Genomic DNA, 18,597 nt, shown 5'->3' on the forward strand with positions numbered 1-18,597 from the left:
TTGCGCCGGTGATCCGGATTCGCAAAGCGCGGCGCTTCACATCACCGGGAGGGCCGGGACAGGCCCGGCCATGACGTCGTGCTTGTCCGCATCATAGAATGAACCGGCTCAGATCCGTGTTCTTCGCCAGCGTCTCCACCTCGCCACGCACGTAAGATGCGTCGATGGTCACCGTCTCGCCCGAACGGTCCGGCGCCGTGAACGAGACATCGTCGAGCACCCGCTCCAGCACCGTCTGCAGGCGGCGGGCGCCGATGTTCTCGACCGAGTTGTTCACGTCGACAGCCACCTGCGCGAGCGCGTCGATGGCATCGTCCGTGAAGACCAGGCTCACGCCCTCGGTCTGCATCAGCGCCACGGATTGCTTGATCAGGCTCGCTTCGGTCTCCGTGAGGATGCGCTTGAAATCCTCCACCGTCAGCGGCGCGAGTTCGACGCGGATCGGCAACCGGCCCTGCAGTTCGGGCAGCAGGTCCGACGGCTTGGACACATGGAAGGCGCCGGACGCGATGAAGAGGATGTGATCGGTCTTCACCGGTCCGTATTTCGTCGACACGGTGGTGCCTTCGATCAGTGGCAGCAGATCGCGCTGCACGCCCTCGCGGGACACGTCGGCTCCGCCGCGGCTTTCTCGGGCGCAGATCTTGTCGATCTCGTCGAGGAACACGATGCCGTTGTTCTCCACTTGGCGCAGCGCCTCCTGCACGATGGCGTCCTGATCGAGCAGCTTGTCGGCCTCCTCCGTCACGAGCGGGTCATAGGCCTCGCGCACGGTGGTGCGGCGCGTTTTCGCCCGTCCTCCGCCGAAGGCCTTGCCGAACATGTCGGAGAGATTGATCGCGCCCACCGATGCGCCGGGCATGCCGGGGATATCGAACATCGGCATCCCCTGCCCTCCGCCCGATTGCAGCTCGACTTCGATCTCCTTGTCGTCGAGTTCGTTGGCACGCAGCTTGCGGCGGAAGGAATCGCGGGTTGCCGCGCTGGACGTGGAGCCGACGAGCGCATCGAGCACGCGCTCCTCCGCCGCCACATGCGCCTTGGCCTGAACCTGACGGCGGCGTTCGTCCTTCACGAGGCCGATGCCAATCTCCACGAGATCGCGCACGATCTGCTCCACGTCGCGACCGACATAGCCGACCTCCGTGAACTTGGTCGCCTCGATCTTGATGAACGGCGCACCCGCGAGCTTGGCGAGGCGCCGCGAGATCTCGGTCTTGCCGCAGCCGGTCGGGCCGATCATCAGAATGTTCTTCGGCGCGACTTCCTCACGTAAGCTACCTTCGAGCTGTTGCCGGCGCCAGCGGTTGCGCAACGCGATGGCGACCGCACGCTTGGCGTCGTTCTGGCCGACGATGTAGCGGTCGAGTTCGGAAACGATTTCGCGGGGAGAAAACGTGGTCATTCGATGTCCAAAGTCTCAATGACAATATTCGAGTTGGTGTAGACGCAGATCTCTGCCGCGATGGCGAGGGACCGGCGCACGATGGCTTCCGCATCCATCTCGGCATCGGCCAGGGCGCGTGCGGCAGCCAAGGCATAATTGCCGCCGGAGCCGATGGCCATGATGCCGTTTTCGGGCTCCAGCACGTCACCGGCGCCGGAGAGCAGCAGGCCCACCTCCTTGTCGGCGACGAGCATCATCGCCTCCAGGCGGCGCAGGTACCGGTCGGTACGCCAGTCCTTGGTAAGCTCGACGCAGGCCCGGGTGAGCTGCCCGGGATATTGCTCGAGCTTGGCCTCGAGGCGCTCGAACAGGGTGAAGGCATCGGCCGTGGAGCCGGCAAAGCCGCCGATCACGCCGCCCTTGGCGAGGCGGCGGACTTTTCGCGCGTTGCCCTTGACGACGGTCTGGCCGAGGCTGACCTGACCATCGCCGCCGATGACGACGCGGCCGCCTTTGCGGACCATGAGGATCGTAGTGGCATGCATGCGGGGGGTAGCGTCTTCGGACACGAGGGTCAAACTCCGGCGGGCGGGCAGAATCGGGGGCGGTCAGGGCCGTTTCAAGGCCTGACTTAATCACTGATCGGCCAAAAGCAACGCGGGTGGTATTTCTCGCCGTGGCTTGCTAGAAGGCCCGGTCTCTTGTTCCGCAAAGGATTTTGATGATGCGCTCCGCGAGCGTCAGCCGTCGCACCGCCGAGACCGATGTCGCCCTGTCGATTGCCCTGGACGGCACCGGCAAGGCCGAGATCTCCACGGGGGTCGGCTTCCTCGACCATATGCTCGAACTGTTTGCCCGACACGGTCTCTTCGACCTCACCGTGAAGGTGACCGGCGACCTGCATGTGGACCAGCATCATACGACCGAGGATACCGGGATCGCGCTCGGGCAGGCCATCCTGCAGGCGCTTGGCGATAAAAAGGGCATCTCGCGCTATGCGGACATCCATTGTCCGATGGACGAGACCTTGACGCGCGTCGCCCTCGACATATCGGGCCGCCCCTTCCTGGTGTTCCGGACCACCTTCCCGACGGAGAAGATCGGCGTTTTCGACACCGAACTGGTGCGCGAGTTCCATCAGGCGTTTGCCATCAATGCGGGCCTGACCCTGCACGTGGAAACGCTCTACGGCGAGAACAGCCACCATATTGCCGAGAGCTGCTTCAAGGGCTTGGCACGGGCCTTGCGTCAGGCGGTGGCACTGGACCCGGGGGAAGAGGGCCGCATTCCCTCCACCAAGGGTACGCTCTAAATCCGTTCAAGAAGCCTTGTCCGGCGGGTACGCCAGCGTCACCTCATCGGTAAGGTCCGAGGAAACGTCGCCATGACCACCTATACCCTGCACCTCCCGCGCGATGCGCGGCCGGGTGACCCGAGCGCTTTGGATGAATCCGAGCTCGTGAAGGACGCCTTCTCCTGGGGAGCCTTCTTCTTCACCTTCCTGTGGTTCTTCTTTCACCGGCTGTGGCTTGCGGGCTTTGCCGTTCTGATCCTCGTTTTCGCCTTCGGCGGCATCCTGGCCGTACTCGACGTGCATCCGCTCGCCGGCACCGTGGCTCAGCTTCTGCTGCAGAGCCTGATCGGCCTTGAGGCCAACAGCCTGCGGCGCTGGACGCTCGCGCGCCATGGCCGCCCGGCGGTCGATGCAGTGGCGGGTGCCGACCAGGACGAGGCGGAGGCCAAGGCCTTTGCCCGCTGGCTCGAGGCCAGGCCGCCCTCCCTGCCCCGCAACCCGGCGCCCTCAGGCGTCCTGCCCATCCCACGAAGGTCCGAGCCGGTGATCGGTCTCTTCCCCGATGCGGAGCGTCCCCGGTGAGCGTCGTCATCATCGATTACGGGTCCGGCAACCTGCACTCCGCCGCCAAGGCCTTCGAGCGGGCGGCCCGGGAGGCGGAGCTCGACCTTGCCATCTCGGTCTCGTCCGACCCGACCCTCGTCGCCACGGCCGACCGGATCGTGCTGCCGGGCGTCGGCGCCTTCGCCGATTGCCGCCGCGGCCTCGATTCCGTGCACGGCATGGTGGAAGTGCTGCAGCGGCGCGTCCACGAGGACAAGCGTCCGTTCTTCGGCATCTGCGTCGGCATGCAGCTCATGGCCACACGGGGTCTCGAGCACACCACGAGCTACGGCCTCGACTGGATCCACGGCGACGTAAAGCCCATCCAGCCGAGCGATCCTCACCTGAAGATCCCCCATATGGGCTGGAATACGCTGACCCAGGTCAAGCCGCATCCATTGCTCGACGGCATCCCGACCGGGCCGGACGGATTGCACGCCTATTTCGTGCATTCCTATGCGCTCTCCCCGACAGATCCGGCCAACGTGGTCGCCACTGCCGATTACGGCGGCCCGGTCACGGCTATCGTCGGACGGGACAATCTCGTCGGCACCCAGTTTCATCCGGAAAAGAGCCAGGCGCTCGGCCTCAAGCTCATCGCCAATTTTTTGAGGTGGCGCCCGTGATCCTTTATCCTGCCATCGATCTCAAAGAGGGCCGCTGCGTCCGCCTTGTCCAGGGCGACATGGACCAGGCCACCGTATTCAACGACGACCCGGCCGACCAGGCCGCCACCTTCGAGGCTCAGGGCTTCGAGTGGCTGCACGTGGTCGATCTCGACGGCGCCTTCGCCGGCAAGCCGATGAATGCGGCGGCCGTCGAGGAAATCTTGAAGCGGGTGAAAATTCCCGTGCAGCTCGGCGGCGGCATCCGCGACATGAAGACCGTGGAGGGCTGGCTCGGGAAGGGCGTGTCCCGGGTGATCATCGGCACGGCCGCCGTGCGCGATCCCGCCTTCGTGCGGGAGGCCGCCCGCCTCCATCCGGGCAAGATCGCGGTCGGCATCGACGCCAAGGACGGGCTGGTCGCCGTCGAGGGCTGGGCCCAGACCTCGACCCTGTCGGCGGAAGAGCTCGGCCGCCGGTTCGAGGATGCGGGCGTCGCCGCCATCATCTACACCGACATCGCCCGCGACGGCATTCTCAAAGGCCTCAACTTCCCGATGACCTTGGGGCTCGCCCGCGCCGTTTCGATCCCGGTCATCGCCTCGGGAGGCCTTGCCTCCATGGCCGATATCGAGCGCCTGACCCAACCCGATTGCGCCGTCCTCGACGGCGCCATCTCCGGCCGTGCCCTCTATGACGGACGCATCGATCCGGAAGAAGCGCTGGCGCTGCTCCGCTCCGTGCGCAAGGAACCTGCCTGATGCTCAAAGTGCGTCTCATTCCCTGCCTGGATGTGAAGGACGGGCGCGTCGTGAAGGGCGTGCAGTTCGTCGACCTCGTCGATGCGGGCGATCCGGTGGAAGCTGCGAAGGCCTACGATGCCGCCGGGGCCGACGAGCTGTGCTTTCTCGACATCACCGCGAGCCACGAGGCGAGGGGGATTCTGCTCGACGTGGTGCAGCGTACGGCGGAGGCCTGCTTCATGCCGCTCACCGTCGGCGGCGGCGTCCGCACGGTGGAGGATATCCGCAGGCTCCTGCTCGCCGGGGCCGACAAGGTCTCGATCAACACCGCCGCGGTGAAGAACCCGGATTTCGTGCGCGAGGCTTCCGAAAAATTCGGCAACCAATGCATCGTCGTCGCCATCGACGCCAAGAAGGTCTCGGCGACAAGTGAAGAGCCGCGCTGGGAGATCTTCACCCATGGCGGGCGCAATGCCACCGGCCTCGACGCCATCGCGTTCGCCAGGCAGGTGGCGGAACGCGGGGCAGGGGAGCTTCTGGTCACCTCCATGGACCGGGACGGCACCAAGGGCGGCTATGACCTCGCCCTCGTGCGCGCCATCGCAGATGCGGTCTCCGTGCCGGTCATCGCGTCCGGCGGCGTCGGCAATCTCGACCACCTGGTCGACGGCGTCGAGAAGGGCCATGCCAGCGCCGTGCTCGCCGCCTCGATCTTCCACTTCGGCACGCACACGATCGGCGAGGCCAAGGGCTACATGGCCGACAAGGGCCTGAAGATGCGGCTCGACGAGCCGGCGCAGAATGCTTCGGCCCGAGCAACGGGCATGACCTTGTCGTAGAAGCGTTGTTTCCGAACCCAAGGATGCATCAAACAAGAAAGCATCAGGATATTGACCGTTTCCAGTGACGAAGACCTCATCAAGCTGCAGGAAATCGGCAGGATCGTCGCCAATACCCTTGAGGCCATGGGTGCGGCGCTGGAATCGGGAATGACGACCGCTGAACTCGACGCAATCGGCCGTCGACTTCTTGAGGAAGCCGGCGCCATACCTGGCCCCGAACTGGCTTACGGCTTCCCTGGCGCGACCTGCATCAGCGTGAATGAGCAGATCGCCCATGGTATTCCCGGATCTCGCAGGATCGAGGCGGGCGATCTCGTCAATATCGATATCTCGGCGGAAAAGAATGGGGTTTATGCCGATACCGGCGCTTCCTTTGCGGTGCCGCCGATCTCCAATGCCATCAGGCGCCTGTGCCGGGACGGGCGCCGCGCCATGTGGATCGGTTTGCGCCAGGTCGGCTCCAGCAGGCCGATGGCCGGAATCGGCGAAGCCATCGGAAAATTTGCGCAGAAGAACGGCTATACCCTCGTCCGCAACCTGGCGAGCCATGGTATCGGCCATTCCCTGCATGAGGAGCCGAAGGAGATCGCCACCTGGCCCGACCGCTCGGAGCACCGGATCATGGAGGAGGGGCTCGTCTTCACCGTCGAGCCGTTCCTGTCCCTGGGGGCGGAATGGGCCGAGGACGGTGACGATTCCTGGACCCTGCTCAGCCAGCCTCGCGCGCTCACGGTCCAGTATGAACACACGGTCGTTGCAACCCGCAATGGCCCCCTCGTCTTGACCCTGCCGGGATGATGCGATCATGACCACGTTCACCCTCGACGACCTCGCCCGCATCGTGGCCGAACGCGCCGCAGCGCCGGCGACCGAATCCTATACGGCCAAGCTGATCGCGGGCGGGCCGGCCAAAGCGGCCAAGAAGCTGGGCGAGGAGGCGGTGGAAGCCGCCATCGCGGCCGTCGAGGGCGACCGGCGGAATCTCACGGCGGAAGTCGCGGACGTGCTGTATCATCTTTTGGTCGTGTTGCAGGGCGCGAACATTCCGCTAAGTGACGTCATGGCCGAACTGGAGCGCCGCACGGCGCAGTCGGGTCTTGCGGAGAAGGCCGCGCGCAAGACTTAAAAATGGAAAGAGGTGGTTCGCATGGACCAGCCTAACCTGATGTCCACCGCCGAGGACGACGATGGCCTCTCGCCCTATCGCACCTTCTCGCGCGACGAATGGGCCAAGCTGCGGGCCGACGCGCCGATGACGCTGACCGCCGACGAGGTCATGCGGCTGCAATCCCTCAACGATCCGATCTCCATCGACGAGGTGGCGGCGATCTACCTGCCGCTCTCGCGCCTCCTGTCCCTCTACGTCGCGGCCACGCAAGGCCTGTTCAAGGCGACCCAGCGCTTCCTCCTCGCGGAGCATCAGGAGAAGGTGCCCTACATCATCGGCGTGGCGGGCTCGGTCGCGGTCGGCAAATCCACCACGGCCCGCGTGCTCAAGGCGCTTCTCGCCCGCTGGCCCAACACGCCGAAGGTCGACCTCGTCACCACGGACGGCTTTCTCCTGCCCAATGCGGAGCTGACGCGGCTCGGGTTGATGGAGCGCAAGGGTTTTCCGGAGAGCTACGACACGGGAAAGCTCCTGCACTTCCTCGCCGACATCAAGGCCGGCAAGCGAAACGTGAAGGCGCCGCTCTATTCCCACCTGGTCTATGACGTGGTGCCCGGCGAGGAGACGACGGTCGACCGGCCGGACATCCTGATCGTCGAAGGGCTGAACGTGCTCCAGCCCGCGCGCATGCCCAAGGACGGCACGGCCATTCCCTTCGTGTCCGATTTCTTCGACTTCTCGGTCTATATCGACGCCGACGAGGAGGACCTGCACCGCTGGTACGTGAACCGGTTCCTGCGCCTGCGCCACACGGCCTTCCGTGATCCGCTGTCCTATTTCCGGCGTTATGCGGAACTCGCGGAGGCGGAGGCCATCGCCATCGCGGACGGGCTGTGGAACCGCATCAACCTGGTGAACCTGCAGGAAAACATCGTTCCGACCCGCCAGCGGGCGAGCCTGATCCTGAAGAAGGGCCCGAGCCATCGGATCGAGACGGTGGCGCTGAGACGGCTCTGAGCATCGGGTCCAAAGCTTACATGATGCGCTAGTCCTGGAGGGTCGTGCCCACGCGGCGCACCGTCGAGAAGCGGCTCTTGGCGTAAACGGACGTGTAGGGCACCTGGACATATTCGAGCGTCTTGCGGGCTGCCCAGCCGGGAAGCGTGTCCCTGTACCGGGCGAAATTCGGATTGGGGCCCGTTCCGAAGAGCACCTCGTTGAGATTCAGCCCGATCCCGACATAGAAGGATCGCTCGATCGGATAGCCGAGCGCCCGCTCCTTCTCCTCGAAACCGCGCGCATCGAAACCGGCGTGCAATTCGGCATAGCGCAGCGGCGTGTTCTTGAGTGTTTCGAATCCGCTGCCCTTCAGAGCCATGATGTAGCGCTGGCGCTCGTATGGCGGGAGGATGCCGTTCTCTCCTGTGATGCCGGGACGTTCATAGCTTGCGGGCGTGTACATAAAGCGCCAGTCCAGCTTCTCCCGCAGCCCGGGAATGGTATTCCGGAACACGGAGAAGAGCGCACCGACGCCGTTGGCCACGATGTCCTCGCGCGAGAAGCGGTGCCGGCCGGTGAAGCCGTCCATCGTTTCGGCAAGGCCCATGATGCTGAATGCGACGAGTGCGGCTGTGATCGGGGCGCCCATGGGATTCGACGCATTGGCGCGAATCCTGTCTGTCAGGAGGTCGGCGATGACATAAGTCGAGAAGGAGTGGCCGATCTTGTCCATTCCGCCGTGGCGCGTGTTCTTGGAAAACCATCCCTCTTCGATGGTCTGAAACCCGGAAGTGTTGCCCCAGTCCCAGTCCTTGAATCCGACGACGGCAAATCCTGCTCCAACGAGGGCCAGCTCCCACCGGATCGCATGCAGATGATCGCCCAGCTGGCTGAATGAGTAGAATGTCGGAGGGACCGGAGCTGCTCCGAGACTCGCTTGCGTGGTCGGCATAGCCGTGCCGGCCGCGACCGCCGGCGTTCTCGCAGATTGCCCCTTTGCTCGGGCCATGGGGCGGAGTTCCGATGGTCCGCTCGGTTGCGCCAGGGATGTCTCAGGGCGCAGAACCGCGCCCAGGATGGCAAGGCAAGCGACGAAGGCGACCACCCGCATTGGCCGATCCTCTTCCAGAGCCCCCTGGTATCACCTTTCTATGGCAGGTGGCGGAACACAACCCCCTTGGCGGAAGCGATCTGCCGCAGCGGACGGAACGCGCCGGTGAACGTCAACAGAGTCTTAAGGCGCAAAGGCCGTCACGGTGGGACCGAAAGTCCGCGCTCAATGATGCGCCAGTCGAGAGAAGGTGCATCGGCACTGATTTCCAAAAGTGAATCCGCTGATAGGTCCGGCGTTTTAGGTGTCCCCAACCATTTCATAACCTTGGGCGTTGTGCCTTCAGAGGAATGGAGGACACATGGCCACGCAGCCGGTCGAGGAAAAGCTCAAGCGCAGCGCCGAGCACGCCAAGGAAGCGGCAACCCAGAGCCAGGAAGCCGCCGAGCAGACGCAGGAGGCCGCCGAACACACCCAGGCTGCAGCCAAGACCACGGCCACGGCCAGCGTGCAGATGAAGGACAGCGCCGACCGGCGCACGGAGCTGGCCGCCAACCGCACGGTCTTTGCCGCCGAGCGCACCTATGCGGCCTGGGTCCGGACAGGGCTCGCTTCGCTCGCCTCCGGCATCGGCGCGAAGAAGCTCTTGGAGGGCGTGGTGCCGGATTGGATGATCCTCTCCACCGGCTCGGTCCTGATCCTCTTCAGCGCCTTCTGCTTCGCCTCCGCCGTCTGGCGTCAGATCTTCACGGGCTCGCAGCCCCCTCATCCGGACGTGCAGAGGATTCCGCCATTCCTGCTCGTTCTGTTCAACGGCTTTCTCGCGCTCGTCTCGCTCGCGGCCCTGTTCGGGCTGTGGTTCGGGCAGACGGGCGGGGATTGAGCGCCCGGTCCTCATCACCGGCCTCGTGCCGGTGATCTCGATCGATTGAAGCGCCGTGCTTTTCCGATCAGGATGGCCGGCACAGGGCCGGCCATGACGGCGAGGGCGATCCTTACGAGAGCAGCCCTTCCTGCTGCGCCATCTCGCGCAGGTTCATCTGCGGGCGGGCGCCCAGGTGGCTGATGATCTCGGCAGCGGCCAGACCTCCGAGGCGGGCGCAGTCGGTGAGGTCGAGGTTCTTGACGAGGCCCGCGAGGAAGCCGGAGGCGAAGAGATCGCCGGCGCCGGTGGTGTCGACCACGCGCTCCACGGGGAAGGCCGGCACGGCCCTGGTTTCGCCGCGGCTGACGATCAGCGCCCCGTCCGCCGAGCGGGTGATCGCGCCGAGCACGTTCTCCTCGCGGAAGGCAGCCAATGCGGTGTCGGCATCGGAGGTGCCGTAGAGGCTCTGCAATTCGTGGATATTGGCGAAGAGGATGTCGAGGCTGCCGTCGCGCATGAGGCCGAGGAATTCGTCGCGGTAGCGGTCGACGCAGAAGGCGTCCGAGAGGGTCAGCGCCACCTTGTTGCCGGCCTCGTGGGCGATCCTCACGGCCTTGCGGAAGGCCTCCTTGGCAGCCGGCGGGTCCCAGAGATAGCCTTCGAGGTAGACGATCGAGGAGGCGCGCACGGTATCCGGGTTCACGTCGTCGGGGGTCAGGTTCTGGCAGGCGCCGAGATAGGTGTTCATGGTGCGCTCGCCGTCCGGCGTCACCAGAATGAAGCTGCGCGCCGTGGCCGGACCGTCCTGGGCCAGGGCGACGTCGTAATGCACGTCGATGGCCTTGAGGTCGTGGGCGAAGAGCTTGCCCGTCTCGTCGTTCTTGACCTTGCCGATGAAGCCCGCCTTGACCCCGAAGGAGGCCACGCCCGCGGCCGTGTTGGCACCCGAGCCGCCCGACACGATGATCGCCGGACCCATGTCGCCGTAAAGCTCCTCCGCGCGGGCCTCGTCGATGAGCTGCATGGCGCCCTTATGGACCTTCTTCTGGATGAGGAAGGCCTCGTCCGTGTGGGCGAGCACGTCAACGATGGCGTTGCCGAGGGTGAGGACGTCGATACGGGTTTGGGACATGAGCCACCGGAATTGGGGAAAGACGGGGCGCTTTCGCATCCACGGTGAGGGAGGTCAAGCTCCTACCGGGGTGAGACGGGTGCCTGGGCGTCGCCTGGAATGGCACAAGCCGCCTTGCGCTCGCGCTCCTGAGCCTGATCGAGGACGGCGATCATCTGATCGAGTTCCTCGGGCGTGAGCCCGCGGATCTCCCGGGCCAGGCGGTTGGCAAGAAGGGTCGCCGCGGGATCGGTGTTGGCCGTGTCGATCTTCACCTTCGGATCGGACAGGTCCGCAAGGCGGGCGAGCTCGTCGGCCTCGTCCCAGATGATGTGAAAATATTGCAGGACCCCCTGAATCAGGGCCCAGGTGGGTTTGCCGCGCTCGCCGCGCTCCAGCGCCGAGAGATAGGCGCTCGACACGCCCAGATGAGCGGCCATGTCCTTCAACATCCGCCCGCGCTCGCGACGCAGCTGCCGCACCCGTTCGCCGAAGGGGGTCATGTCCTCATCCCGCGCCCCGCCCCCGGCGGAGCCTGACATAGAGTGCACCGGATCCGCCATGCTGGGCAGAGGCTTCCTCGAAGCCGATCACCAGGGGGCGAAGATCGGGCAGGCGAAGCCAATGGGGCACCATGCGCCGGAGCACCCCTCGTTCCTCGAACATGCCGCTGCCGACGGCCGCGCCGCCCTTGCCGGTGATGATCAGAACGAGCCCATGTCCGGAGCTTTGCGCCCGATGCAGGAAATGCAGGAGGGCGAAATGGGCCTCCTCCTGGCGCATCCCGTGCAGGTCGATGACGCTGTCCACGTCCCTGCGGCCGCGCCGGAGGGCCTGGAGCGTCCTGCGCTCCACGGGCGCGAGCGGGGGCAGGGCCGGTTTCGCCGGGGGTGGGAGCGGGGGCAGGACGAGGGTCGGCGCGGCGGGCGGGGCAGGGGCCGTGGCGGGCTTGTCCCCCTGTTCCGGCTCGGGCGGCAGGCGCTTGCCCTTCATGGGCTTCACGTGCCTGGCCACATGGGACCAGAGCCGCTTCTCCTCGGAGCTGAGCTGGCGGGTTCGGCTTCTCTTGGTCATGAACGGGGTTTGGGCTGCAGAACCACGAAGCGCACGGCATGGCGCAGGAGGCCGGCCCGGCGCCCCGCCTCCTCGCCGCTGCCGAAGAAGAAATCGCCCCGCGCCGGGCCGACGATGGCCGAGCCCGTATCCTGCGCGATCATCAGCCGCCGCAGGGGCTCGGTCCGGGCGAGCGTGAGCGGCAATTGCCCGTCGAGCCAGACGGGCAGCCCATAGGCCCAGAGGGAACGGTCGACCGCAAGGCTCCGGCCGGGCACGAGCGGCGTGCCCGCGCCGCCGATGGGCCCGTCCTCGGGGGCGAGCTCGCTCGCCTCGCGGAAGAAGATGTAGGATTGGTTCTGGTGCATGAGGGCCTTGGCGGGCTCGGGATGGCTTTTCAGCCAGCCTATGAGCTTTTCGAGCGTCATGGTCTCCAGATCCATCTCGCCCCGCTGCACCAGGAGGCGGCCGATGGAGGTGTAGGGCCGCCCGTTGCGGCCGGCATAGGCCACGCGCATCACCGAGCCGTCGTCGAGGCGGATGCGGGCCGAGCCCTGGACATGGATGATGAAGGCCTCGCCCGGCTCGCGCAGGTAAACGATCGGCTTGGCAAGAGAGCCCAAGGCTCCCTCTTCGATGGCGGCGCGGTCGGGATAGGGTTCGTAGCCTTGCCCGGTGCGCCGGGCGGCCTGGAGGCCCTTGTCGAGGCCGGGTAGGGTGTCGCCCTGTGGAACCGTGACGAGGTCCTCGGGCTGGTCGAGCAGGGGGACGCGATAGGTGGCGTCGGGCGTGCGCGAACCCTGGAATTCGGGCTCGTAATAGCCGGTGAGAAAGCCGTTGCCGGAATGGGGCATGACGGCGACAGGTTGAAAATGCGTCTCGAAGAAGCGCCGGGCCTCGAGCTTGTTCGGACCAGGCGTCTTCAAGGCCTCGCGGCAGATGGCCAGGAGGTCTCCCTGAAGCGCCTGAGCCGGCCGCAGCGCCGCGGCACCGGCATCGAGCGCCCGGCAGGAGCGCAGAAAGGCCTGGAAGGCAGCGGCGTGATCGTCCGTCTCCCACCCGGCAAGGCTCTGGAAGGGCAGGGGTTCGAGGCGCGCCAGATCCTTCAGGGCCGATGCCGCTCCGGGGGACACGCTCAGCGCCCAGACGAGAGAGCAAGCGAGAAGGACCCGCCCGGCATGCCTCATTGCCCCGCTTCGGTGGCCACGAGCTGCCAGTTGGGATCGCGGCTGCCGAGCGCGCGGGCGAACGTCCATACATCGGTGACGTCGGCCACGGTCTCAGGGCTGCCGTCGACCACGGTGCCGGAGGCATCGCGGGTCGCCGTGATGAGCTTGGAGAGGAAGCGCACCACGATCTGGGCCGTCTTGCCCTGGAGCTCGGCCCCGGCCATCTCGGCCTTGTCGATGGACACGAAGGTGGTTTCCACCGTCTCGCCCCGGCGCTCCCGCTCGGAGATCGCTCGCTCGAAGCCTTCGTAGACCTCCCTCGCGAGAAGATCCTTGAGGATCTTGCGGTCACCCTGCGCGAAGGCGGTGACGATCATTTCATAGGCGGATTTGGCGCCTTCCAGGAACTCGGCCGGGTTGAAGTTCGGCTCGGCACGGGCAATGCCGTCGAGGGCCTGGGCCATGGGCGTCCCGGGCTCGGCGATGCCTTTCCAGCGCTCGGCCGAGGGCACCTCGGCGGCCGGACGGGCGCCGTTGGCGCCGGGCAGGCGCACCACATTGTGATCCGGCTCGGCCGGCGCGTTGCCGGGACGAAGAGGCGCATCCCGGCGCGACATCGGGTCGAAAGGCGGCTGCTCGCTGCCGGTCTTCTGCCCCAGAACGGAGCGCAGACGCCAGATCACGAAAACGGCCAGTACAATAAAAATGAGGGTCGTGATGTCGAAGGAATCCTGCATCGTCGATCCGTTGTGAGCCTGCCCGCGCCCGGTTGTCGCCGGGCGTTGTGTCGAGGAGGCGAAGGTGTCATCCTTCGCATATGGGGTCCTGAGGTCGTAACATCCACCTCTGCCCCCGACAAGCGAATGAGTCGGCTCAAATCTTGCTTCGTGTAGGAGAAGCTGATAGCGCGAAGACCCATGGCCCGAAGCGAGCCGGCGCTTTGCCTGACGACGTGTTTCGTCCGGGCCCGACAAGACACCCCTAAGGGAGCATAGAACCCATGGCCGAGAATCCGGCAACCAACGGAGCGCCCGCGCTCAACGCCCTCGCGCAGTACTGCAAGGACTTCTCCTTCGAGAACCCCAACGCCCCCCGCTCCCTGCAGCAGCAATCGGAAGGCCCGCAGATCAACCTGCAGGTCAATGTGAACGCCAAGCAGCTGGCCGAGGCCGATTTCGAGGTCGACCTCACCCTCGAGGGGGATGCCAAGATCGGCGGCAAGGACGTGCTGTTCGCCTTCGAGCTGACCTATTCGGGCGTGTTCCGGATCCAGAACATCCCGCAGGAGCAGCTGCACCCGGTGGTGATGATCGAGTGCCCGCGCCTGCTGTTCCCCTTCGCCCGCCAGATGGTGGCCGATGCGGTGCGCAACGGCGGCTTCCCGCCCCTCTACATCGACCCGATCGATTTCGTGGCCCTCTACCGCCAGCGCGCGGCCGAGGTGCAGGGTCAGCCGAACGGCGGCCAGACCCTGTCGTAAGCGACCGGCTACATTTCGGATTTCCGATCGGGCGAGGCGGTTTCCGTCTCGCCCGATTTTTATGTGCGCAGACCTCTTCAGAGACTGGCCGGCCATTCACCCTCCACGTCATCACCGGCCCTGTGCCGGTGATCCCAATCGGACGAGCGCAGCGCCTCACAGCATCGGGATGGCCGGGACAAGCCCGGCCATGACGGGTGAGAGGTTCAAGGCGGCAGCGCTCCTCAGGATGAGGCTGCGGGATGATTGTCCTTAAGACGCCTCGGGCGTGGTCTCGCCGAGATATTCGCGCCAGAGGGTGTTGGGTCCCAGCGACTGGATGAAGGCCTCGTGCGCCGCGCGCTCGGCTTCGGTCAGCCGCGAGATCAGGGTCCGCGGACGGGCATCTTGCGCCGCAATCTGACCCTGCGCAGCACGGCTCCGTGCGGCGGGCCGCAGCGACAGGTCGAAGCCGACCTGCCGGCCGCCGATCAGTTCGATATAGACCTCGGCCAGGATTTCCGCGTCGAGGAGCGCCCCGTGCTTGGTGCGCCGGGAATTGTCGATCCCGTAGCGCGTGCAGAGCGCATCGAGGTTGTTCGCCGCACCCGGATGCTTGCGCCGGGCCATGCTGAGCGTATCGATCGCATCGGAGAGGTTGAACTGCGTGTGCCCGGTGCGGGCGAATTCCGCATTGAGGAAGCCGATGTCGAAGGCGGCGTTATGAATGACGAGCCGCGCATCGCGGACGAACTCGGCGAACTCGTCCGCGACGGCTGCGAAGACGGGCTTGTCCTTGAGAAACTCGTCGGAGAGCCCGTGCACCGCGAAGGCGCCGGGCGAGACCGGACATTCCGGGTTGATGTAGACGTGATAGCTCTTGCCTGTCGGGATGTGGTTGAGAAGCTCGACGCAGCCGATTTCGATCACCCGGTCGCCCTTGGCATGATCCGTGCCGGTGGTTTCGGTATCCAGAACGATTTCACGCAACATCACGAAACTCTTCATTCAAAAATGGCGGCGTCGGCCCGGGCGGCCGGCGAGACAGGCGAGGATCGATCGCACCTGGGCTTCGGCGGAGGCAAAGCCGCGGCTGGTATCGACCAGGAAATGGGCGCGGGCGCGCTTGTCCTCGTCCCTCATCTGCCGGGCCAGAATGGCATGGAATTTCGCCTCCGTCATGCCCGGACGGGCGAGCACCCTGGCGCGCTGCACAGCCGCAGGCGCGGTGACGACGAGAACCGCATCGCAGCGCGCCTCGCCGCCGGTCTCGAACAGAAGCGGGATGTCCAGCACCGCCACCGGCGAAAGGGCCGCGACGCTCTCGAGAAAGCTTTCCTCCTCCTCCCGCACGAGCGGATGCACGATCGCCTCCAATTGCTTCATGCGCTCAGGCTTGTCCAGGACGGCAGCGCCTAAGCGGGCCCGGTCGACGGCTCTATCGATGACAGTACCTGGAAAAGCCTTTTCGATCAGCGGCGCGGCGCGGCCGCGATAGAGCCTGTGCACGGTGGCGTCGGCATCGTGGACTGGAACGCCGAGCCGGCGGAAGAGGTCGGCGGTGGCCGATTTTCCCATGCCGATGGAGCCGGTGAGGCCGAGCACGAAGGTCATGTCCGGGCCTCGATGTCGGCCAGAATCAACGCCCGCAGCTCGGGCGTCACCTCCGGCGTCACGCCGAACCAGCGCCGGAAACCCGGCACCGCCTGATGCAGCAGCATGCCGAGGCCGTCGACAGTCCTCAGGTTATGCGCGGCCGCGGCGGCGAGAAGGGGGGTCTCGAGCGGAACATAGACGATGTCCGCAACGGCGGCGTTGCGCGGCGCCTTGGCCAGATCGAGGGCAAGCGGCGGCTGCCCGGCCATGCCGAGCGAGGTGGTGTTGACGATGAGCTGGGCGTGCGGGAGCACCCGCCCGAGGGCCTCCCAGGCCGAGGTCTCCAGACCGACAGGGCTGGCAGGCCTGAGATCGCGGACAAGGTCCTCGGCCTTCGACAGGGTGCGGTTCGCCACGAAGATGCGCTTGCAAGGCCGGTTCTGGAGACCCGCCACCACGGCCCGGGCGGCTCCGCCGGCGCCGAGCACGAGCGCCGTTTCCACATCCCGTTCCCAGCCCGTCCCCAGGCTCGCATCCAGATGGGCCATGAAGCCGGTGACGTCGGTGTTGTCGCCCCAGAGCAGGCCGCCCTCGAACCAGAGGGTGTTCACGGCGCCCACGCGCTCCGCCTGCGCGGTGCGGCGCTCGACGCTTAAGAAAGCCATCTCCTTGTGGGGAATGGTGACATTGCCGCCGGCGAAGCCCTGGGATCGGACACTCTTCAGGAAATCCCCGAAATTCACAGGCGCTACATCGATGCGCTCATAGGAGCCGTCGAGCCCGTATCGATCGAGCCAATACCCGTGGATCAGGGGCGAGCGGGAATGCTTGATCGGATGGCCGACGACGAAGGCCTTCGTCATTCAGAGACAGTCCTTAAAGAGCCAGGCAGCCGAGACGGCGCAGGGCGGCGAGAAGCGGAAGGAGAGGGAGCCCCAGGATCGTCGAATGATCTCCCTCGACCGTCTCGAAGAGATGCACCCCGAATCCTTCGAGCTGGTAAACGCCGACGCTTTTCAGCACATCGGGCCCGGCGAGGTCGAGATAAAGATCGACCGCCTCCTCGGTCAAAGGCCGCATGGCGAGATGGGCACTGCCCGAGAAGCGCTCGACCACCTGCCCGCCGATGGCGAGGGCGCCGGCCGCATGAAGGGCGTGACGCCGTCCGGACAGCCGCAGCAGCTGCGCCCGCGCCGCCGGACGGTCGGCAGGCTTGTGAAACACCTCGCCTTCGCTGTCGAGTACCTGATCGGCGCCGAGCACGACCCGTTCCGGATGGCGGCGGCTGACGGCGAGCGCCTTTTCCGCCGCGAGGCGTCCGGCCAGCGCCGGCGGTCCGAGCCCCTCATGGGCGGCCGCCTCTTCGACGGCCCGCTCATCGATATTCGAATTCTGCGTCTCGACGGGAAGACCCGCACTCACGAGCAGCGTGAGCCGGGTCGCGCTCGTGGAGGCGAGAAGCAGCTTTTCGGAATGGGTCCAGAGCGCCGGCATGCCTTTATTCCGCGATGAAGCGCAGACGGTGGTCGCGGTAGAGATCGATGATCGCCGCTGCGGTCTCCTCGATGGACCGGCGGGTCACGTCGATCACCGGCCAGCCGTTGCGGGCGAAAAGCCGCCTGGAGGCTGCGAGTTCCTCGGCCACCGCGTCGCGATCCACATAGGAGGTGTCGTCGTCCGCGTTGAGGCTGAGGAGACGGTTCTGCCTGATCTGCACGATGCGTTCCGGCGTTGCGACGAGGCCGACGATCAGCGCTTTCCGGGCCGTGCCCAGAACCGCCGGCGGCGGCACGCCGGGAACGAGAGGAATATTCGCCGTTTTCAGGCCGCGATTGGCGAGATAGATGGCAGTCGGCGTCTTTGAGGTGCGGCTCACGCCCACCAGGATCGCGTCGGCCTCGTCGAGATCGTGCGGCAGGTGCCCGTCGTCGTGGAGAAGGGTGAAGTTCATTGCGTCGATGCGCTTGAAATATTCCGCGTTCAGCATGTGCTGCGCGCCGGGCCGCGCGGTCGAATGGGTACCGAGATAGGAGGAGAGCAGGGCGTGCACCGGTTCGAGCACGGAGAGATGCGGCGAGCCCGTGTTGCGGCAGACCTCCTCGAGCCGTTGCGCCAGATCCTGCTCCACCAGGGTATAGAGCACGATGCCGGGCGCGGTCTCGATTTCGCTGATCACGCGCTCGAGCTGCGTGTTGGAGCGCACGAGCGGATAGACGTGCTCGATGGCGGCCACGCCCTCGTATTGCGCCACCACCGCGCGGGCCACGGTGATCAGCGTTTCGCCGGTCGAATCCGAGACGAGATGGAGATGGAAATAGCTGCGTCCCACGGATCAGGTCTCCACGGACAAGGGCATCATGCGCAACCGGAGATCCGCCCGGAACGATACGCTGCTTGAATAATAGAGCATCGGATGAATCCCGACAGGAGGTGGCGCCTCTGAGTCCGGTGCTCAAGGAGTCGATGAGTGTGGATAAAGCGCCCGGGTCGGGAGGTCCAGGGGAGAGGCCTGTGGGATTCGCCTCGGATCATCAACAGGGCTGCCTGTTGTGCGACATGGGAAGTGTCGAATTGGGAGAATCCGGCACGAATCAGCGGCAAGTTTTCGATTCAGGTTTGGTTAAGCTTCGTTAACGGGCTGTTAAGGTTTAAGAATTCGGAAAGGATTGTGGCACGCCTGCCCCATCCGTTAATGAGCGGTTAACGACACCG

General features: G+C 65.7%; 23 protein-coding genes. 10 read left to right on the top strand and 13 right to left on the bottom strand.

Annotated features, from left to right (window positions below):
- Positions 1-91: 91 nt before the first annotated feature.
- Together hslU and hslV are read right to left on the bottom strand one after the other, a co-directional pair.
- A complete protein-coding gene (gene hslU / locus KHP60_RS13325; protein ID WP_213564779.1) occupies positions 92-1,405 on the bottom strand; it encodes an ATP-dependent protease ATPase subunit HslU in 1,314 nt (437 codons plus the stop codon).
- Complete coding sequence (hslV, locus tag KHP60_RS13330) at positions 1,402-1,932, bottom strand: ATP-dependent protease subunit HslV (RefSeq protein WP_213564868.1); 531 nt, start codon at positions 1,930-1,932, stop codon at positions 1,402-1,404. The genes hslU and hslV overlap by 4 nt, the downstream gene beginning before the upstream one ends.
- Positions 1,933-2,111: 179 nt before the next feature.
- Between hslV and hisB the strand changes: the two genes are divergently transcribed.
- From hisB to coaA, 8 genes are all read left to right on the top strand, one after another.
- Positions 2,112-2,699, top strand: coding sequence for an imidazoleglycerol-phosphate dehydratase HisB (gene hisB, locus KHP60_RS13335; protein ID WP_213564780.1), 588 nt, complete (start codon positions 2,112-2,114; stop codon positions 2,697-2,699).
- 72 nt (positions 2,700-2,771) lie between these two features.
- The gene (locus KHP60_RS13340) at positions 2,772-3,263 is read left to right on the top strand and encodes a DUF2628 domain-containing protein (protein WP_213564781.1); all 492 of its coding nucleotides are present in this window, start codon (positions 2,772-2,774) and stop codon (positions 3,261-3,263) included.
- Positions 3,260-3,910: an imidazole glycerol phosphate synthase subunit HisH gene (hisH, locus tag KHP60_RS13345; protein ID WP_213564783.1), complete on the top strand. Its 651-nt coding sequence runs from the start codon at positions 3,260-3,262 to the stop codon at positions 3,908-3,910. Before KHP60_RS13340 ends, hisH begins: the two co-directional genes overlap by 4 nt.
- The gene (hisA, locus tag KHP60_RS13350; RefSeq protein WP_213564785.1) at positions 3,898-4,650 is read left to right on the top strand and encodes a 1-(5-phosphoribosyl)-5-[(5-phosphoribosylamino)methylideneamino]imidazole-4-carboxamide isomerase; all 753 of its coding nucleotides are present in this window, start codon (positions 3,898-3,900) and stop codon (positions 4,648-4,650) included. The genes hisH and hisA overlap by 13 nt, the downstream gene beginning before the upstream one ends.
- Positions 4,650-5,471, top strand: a complete 822-nt coding sequence (hisF, locus tag KHP60_RS13355; RefSeq protein ID WP_213564786.1) for an imidazole glycerol phosphate synthase subunit HisF — start codon at positions 4,650-4,652, stop codon at positions 5,469-5,471. The genes hisA and hisF overlap by 1 nt, the downstream gene beginning before the upstream one ends.
- Positions 5,472-5,522: 51 nt before the next feature.
- The gene (map, locus tag KHP60_RS13360; protein WP_213564787.1) at positions 5,523-6,272 is read left to right on the top strand and encodes a type I methionyl aminopeptidase; all 750 of its coding nucleotides are present in this window, start codon (positions 5,523-5,525) and stop codon (positions 6,270-6,272) included.
- 7 nt (positions 6,273-6,279) lie between these two features.
- On the top strand, positions 6,280-6,600 hold the full coding sequence (locus KHP60_RS13365; protein ID WP_213564788.1) for a phosphoribosyl-ATP diphosphatase: 321 nt from the start codon (positions 6,280-6,282) through the stop codon (positions 6,598-6,600).
- Between the two features lie 21 nt (positions 6,601-6,621).
- Positions 6,622-7,599, top strand: a complete 978-nt coding sequence (gene coaA / locus KHP60_RS13370; protein WP_213564789.1) for a type I pantothenate kinase — start codon at positions 6,622-6,624, stop codon at positions 7,597-7,599.
- Between the two features lie 28 nt (positions 7,600-7,627).
- On the opposite strand, the gene KHP60_RS13375 is transcribed toward coaA, so the two are convergent.
- Positions 7,628-8,692: a DUF2279 domain-containing protein gene (locus KHP60_RS13375; protein ID WP_213564790.1), complete on the bottom strand. Its 1,065-nt coding sequence runs from the start codon at positions 8,690-8,692 to the stop codon at positions 7,628-7,630.
- Between the two features lie 301 nt (positions 8,693-8,993).
- On the opposite strand from KHP60_RS13375, the gene KHP60_RS13380 reads away from it, so the two are divergent.
- Positions 8,994-9,515 carry a YidH family protein gene (locus tag KHP60_RS13380; protein ID WP_213564791.1) on the top strand — a complete coding sequence of 174 codons (522 nt, stop codon included), beginning with the start codon at positions 8,994-8,996 and terminating at the stop codon, positions 9,513-9,515.
- A gap of 112 nt (positions 9,516-9,627) precedes the next feature.
- On the opposite strand, the gene KHP60_RS13385 is transcribed toward KHP60_RS13380, so the two are convergent.
- The 5 genes from KHP60_RS13385 to KHP60_RS13405 form a co-directional block, all read right to left on the bottom strand.
- Positions 9,628-10,629, bottom strand: a complete 1,002-nt coding sequence (locus tag KHP60_RS13385; protein ID WP_213564793.1) for an adenosine kinase — start codon at positions 10,627-10,629, stop codon at positions 9,628-9,630.
- A gap of 62 nt (positions 10,630-10,691) precedes the next feature.
- Positions 10,692-11,111: a helix-turn-helix domain-containing protein gene (locus tag KHP60_RS13390; protein ID WP_213564794.1), complete on the bottom strand. Its 420-nt coding sequence runs from the start codon at positions 11,109-11,111 to the stop codon at positions 10,692-10,694.
- A 4-nt stretch (positions 11,112-11,115) separates the two neighbouring features.
- Entirely contained in the window at positions 11,116-11,682 is a 567-nt protein-coding gene (locus tag KHP60_RS13395; RefSeq protein WP_213564795.1) for a Smr/MutS family protein, read from the bottom strand.
- Complete coding sequence (locus KHP60_RS13400; RefSeq protein WP_213564796.1) at positions 11,679-12,848, bottom strand: murein transglycosylase A; 1,170 nt, start codon at positions 12,846-12,848, stop codon at positions 11,679-11,681. Before KHP60_RS13400 ends, KHP60_RS13395 begins: the two co-directional genes overlap by 4 nt.
- Positions 12,845-13,567, bottom strand: coding sequence for a Tim44/TimA family putative adaptor protein (locus KHP60_RS13405; protein WP_213564797.1), 723 nt, complete (start codon positions 13,565-13,567; stop codon positions 12,845-12,847). Before KHP60_RS13405 ends, KHP60_RS13400 begins: the two co-directional genes overlap by 4 nt.
- Positions 13,568-13,830: 263 nt before the next feature.
- Here KHP60_RS13405 and secB point away from each other — a divergent pair, with 263 nt between their 5' ends.
- Positions 13,831-14,310 carry a protein-export chaperone SecB gene (secB, locus tag KHP60_RS13410; RefSeq protein ID WP_213564798.1) on the top strand — a complete coding sequence of 160 codons (480 nt, stop codon included), beginning with the start codon at positions 13,831-13,833 and terminating at the stop codon, positions 14,308-14,310.
- 252 nt (positions 14,311-14,562) lie between these two features.
- Here the strand turns inward: secB and dnaQ are convergent, their stop codons facing one another.
- From dnaQ to KHP60_RS13435, 5 genes are read right to left on the bottom strand one after another with little or no spacing between them, the layout of a single operon-like run.
- A complete protein-coding gene (dnaQ, locus tag KHP60_RS13415; protein WP_213564799.1) occupies positions 14,563-15,282 on the bottom strand; it encodes a DNA polymerase III subunit epsilon in 720 nt (239 codons plus the stop codon).
- Positions 15,283-15,297: 15 nt separating this feature from the next.
- Positions 15,298-15,903, bottom strand: coding sequence for a dephospho-CoA kinase (coaE, locus tag KHP60_RS13420; protein ID WP_213564801.1), 606 nt, complete (start codon positions 15,901-15,903; stop codon positions 15,298-15,300).
- Entirely contained in the window at positions 15,900-16,748 is an 849-nt protein-coding gene (locus KHP60_RS13425) for a shikimate dehydrogenase (RefSeq protein ID WP_213564802.1), read from the bottom strand. The genes coaE and KHP60_RS13425 overlap by 4 nt, the downstream gene beginning before the upstream one ends.
- A gap of 13 nt (positions 16,749-16,761) precedes the next feature.
- Positions 16,762-17,379 carry a Maf family protein gene (locus KHP60_RS13430; RefSeq protein WP_213564805.1) on the bottom strand — a complete coding sequence of 206 codons (618 nt, stop codon included), beginning with the start codon at positions 17,377-17,379 and terminating at the stop codon, positions 16,762-16,764.
- A 4-nt stretch (positions 17,380-17,383) separates the two neighbouring features.
- Positions 17,384-18,214: a pyruvate, water dikinase regulatory protein gene (locus KHP60_RS13435; RefSeq protein ID WP_213564807.1), complete on the bottom strand. Its 831-nt coding sequence runs from the start codon at positions 18,212-18,214 to the stop codon at positions 17,384-17,386.
- Positions 18,215-18,597 lie beyond the last annotated feature (383 nt).

The sequence above is a fragment of the Microvirga sp. 3-52 genome (assembly GCF_018383585.1).
Lineage (GTDB): Bacteria > Pseudomonadota > Alphaproteobacteria > Rhizobiales > Beijerinckiaceae > Microvirga.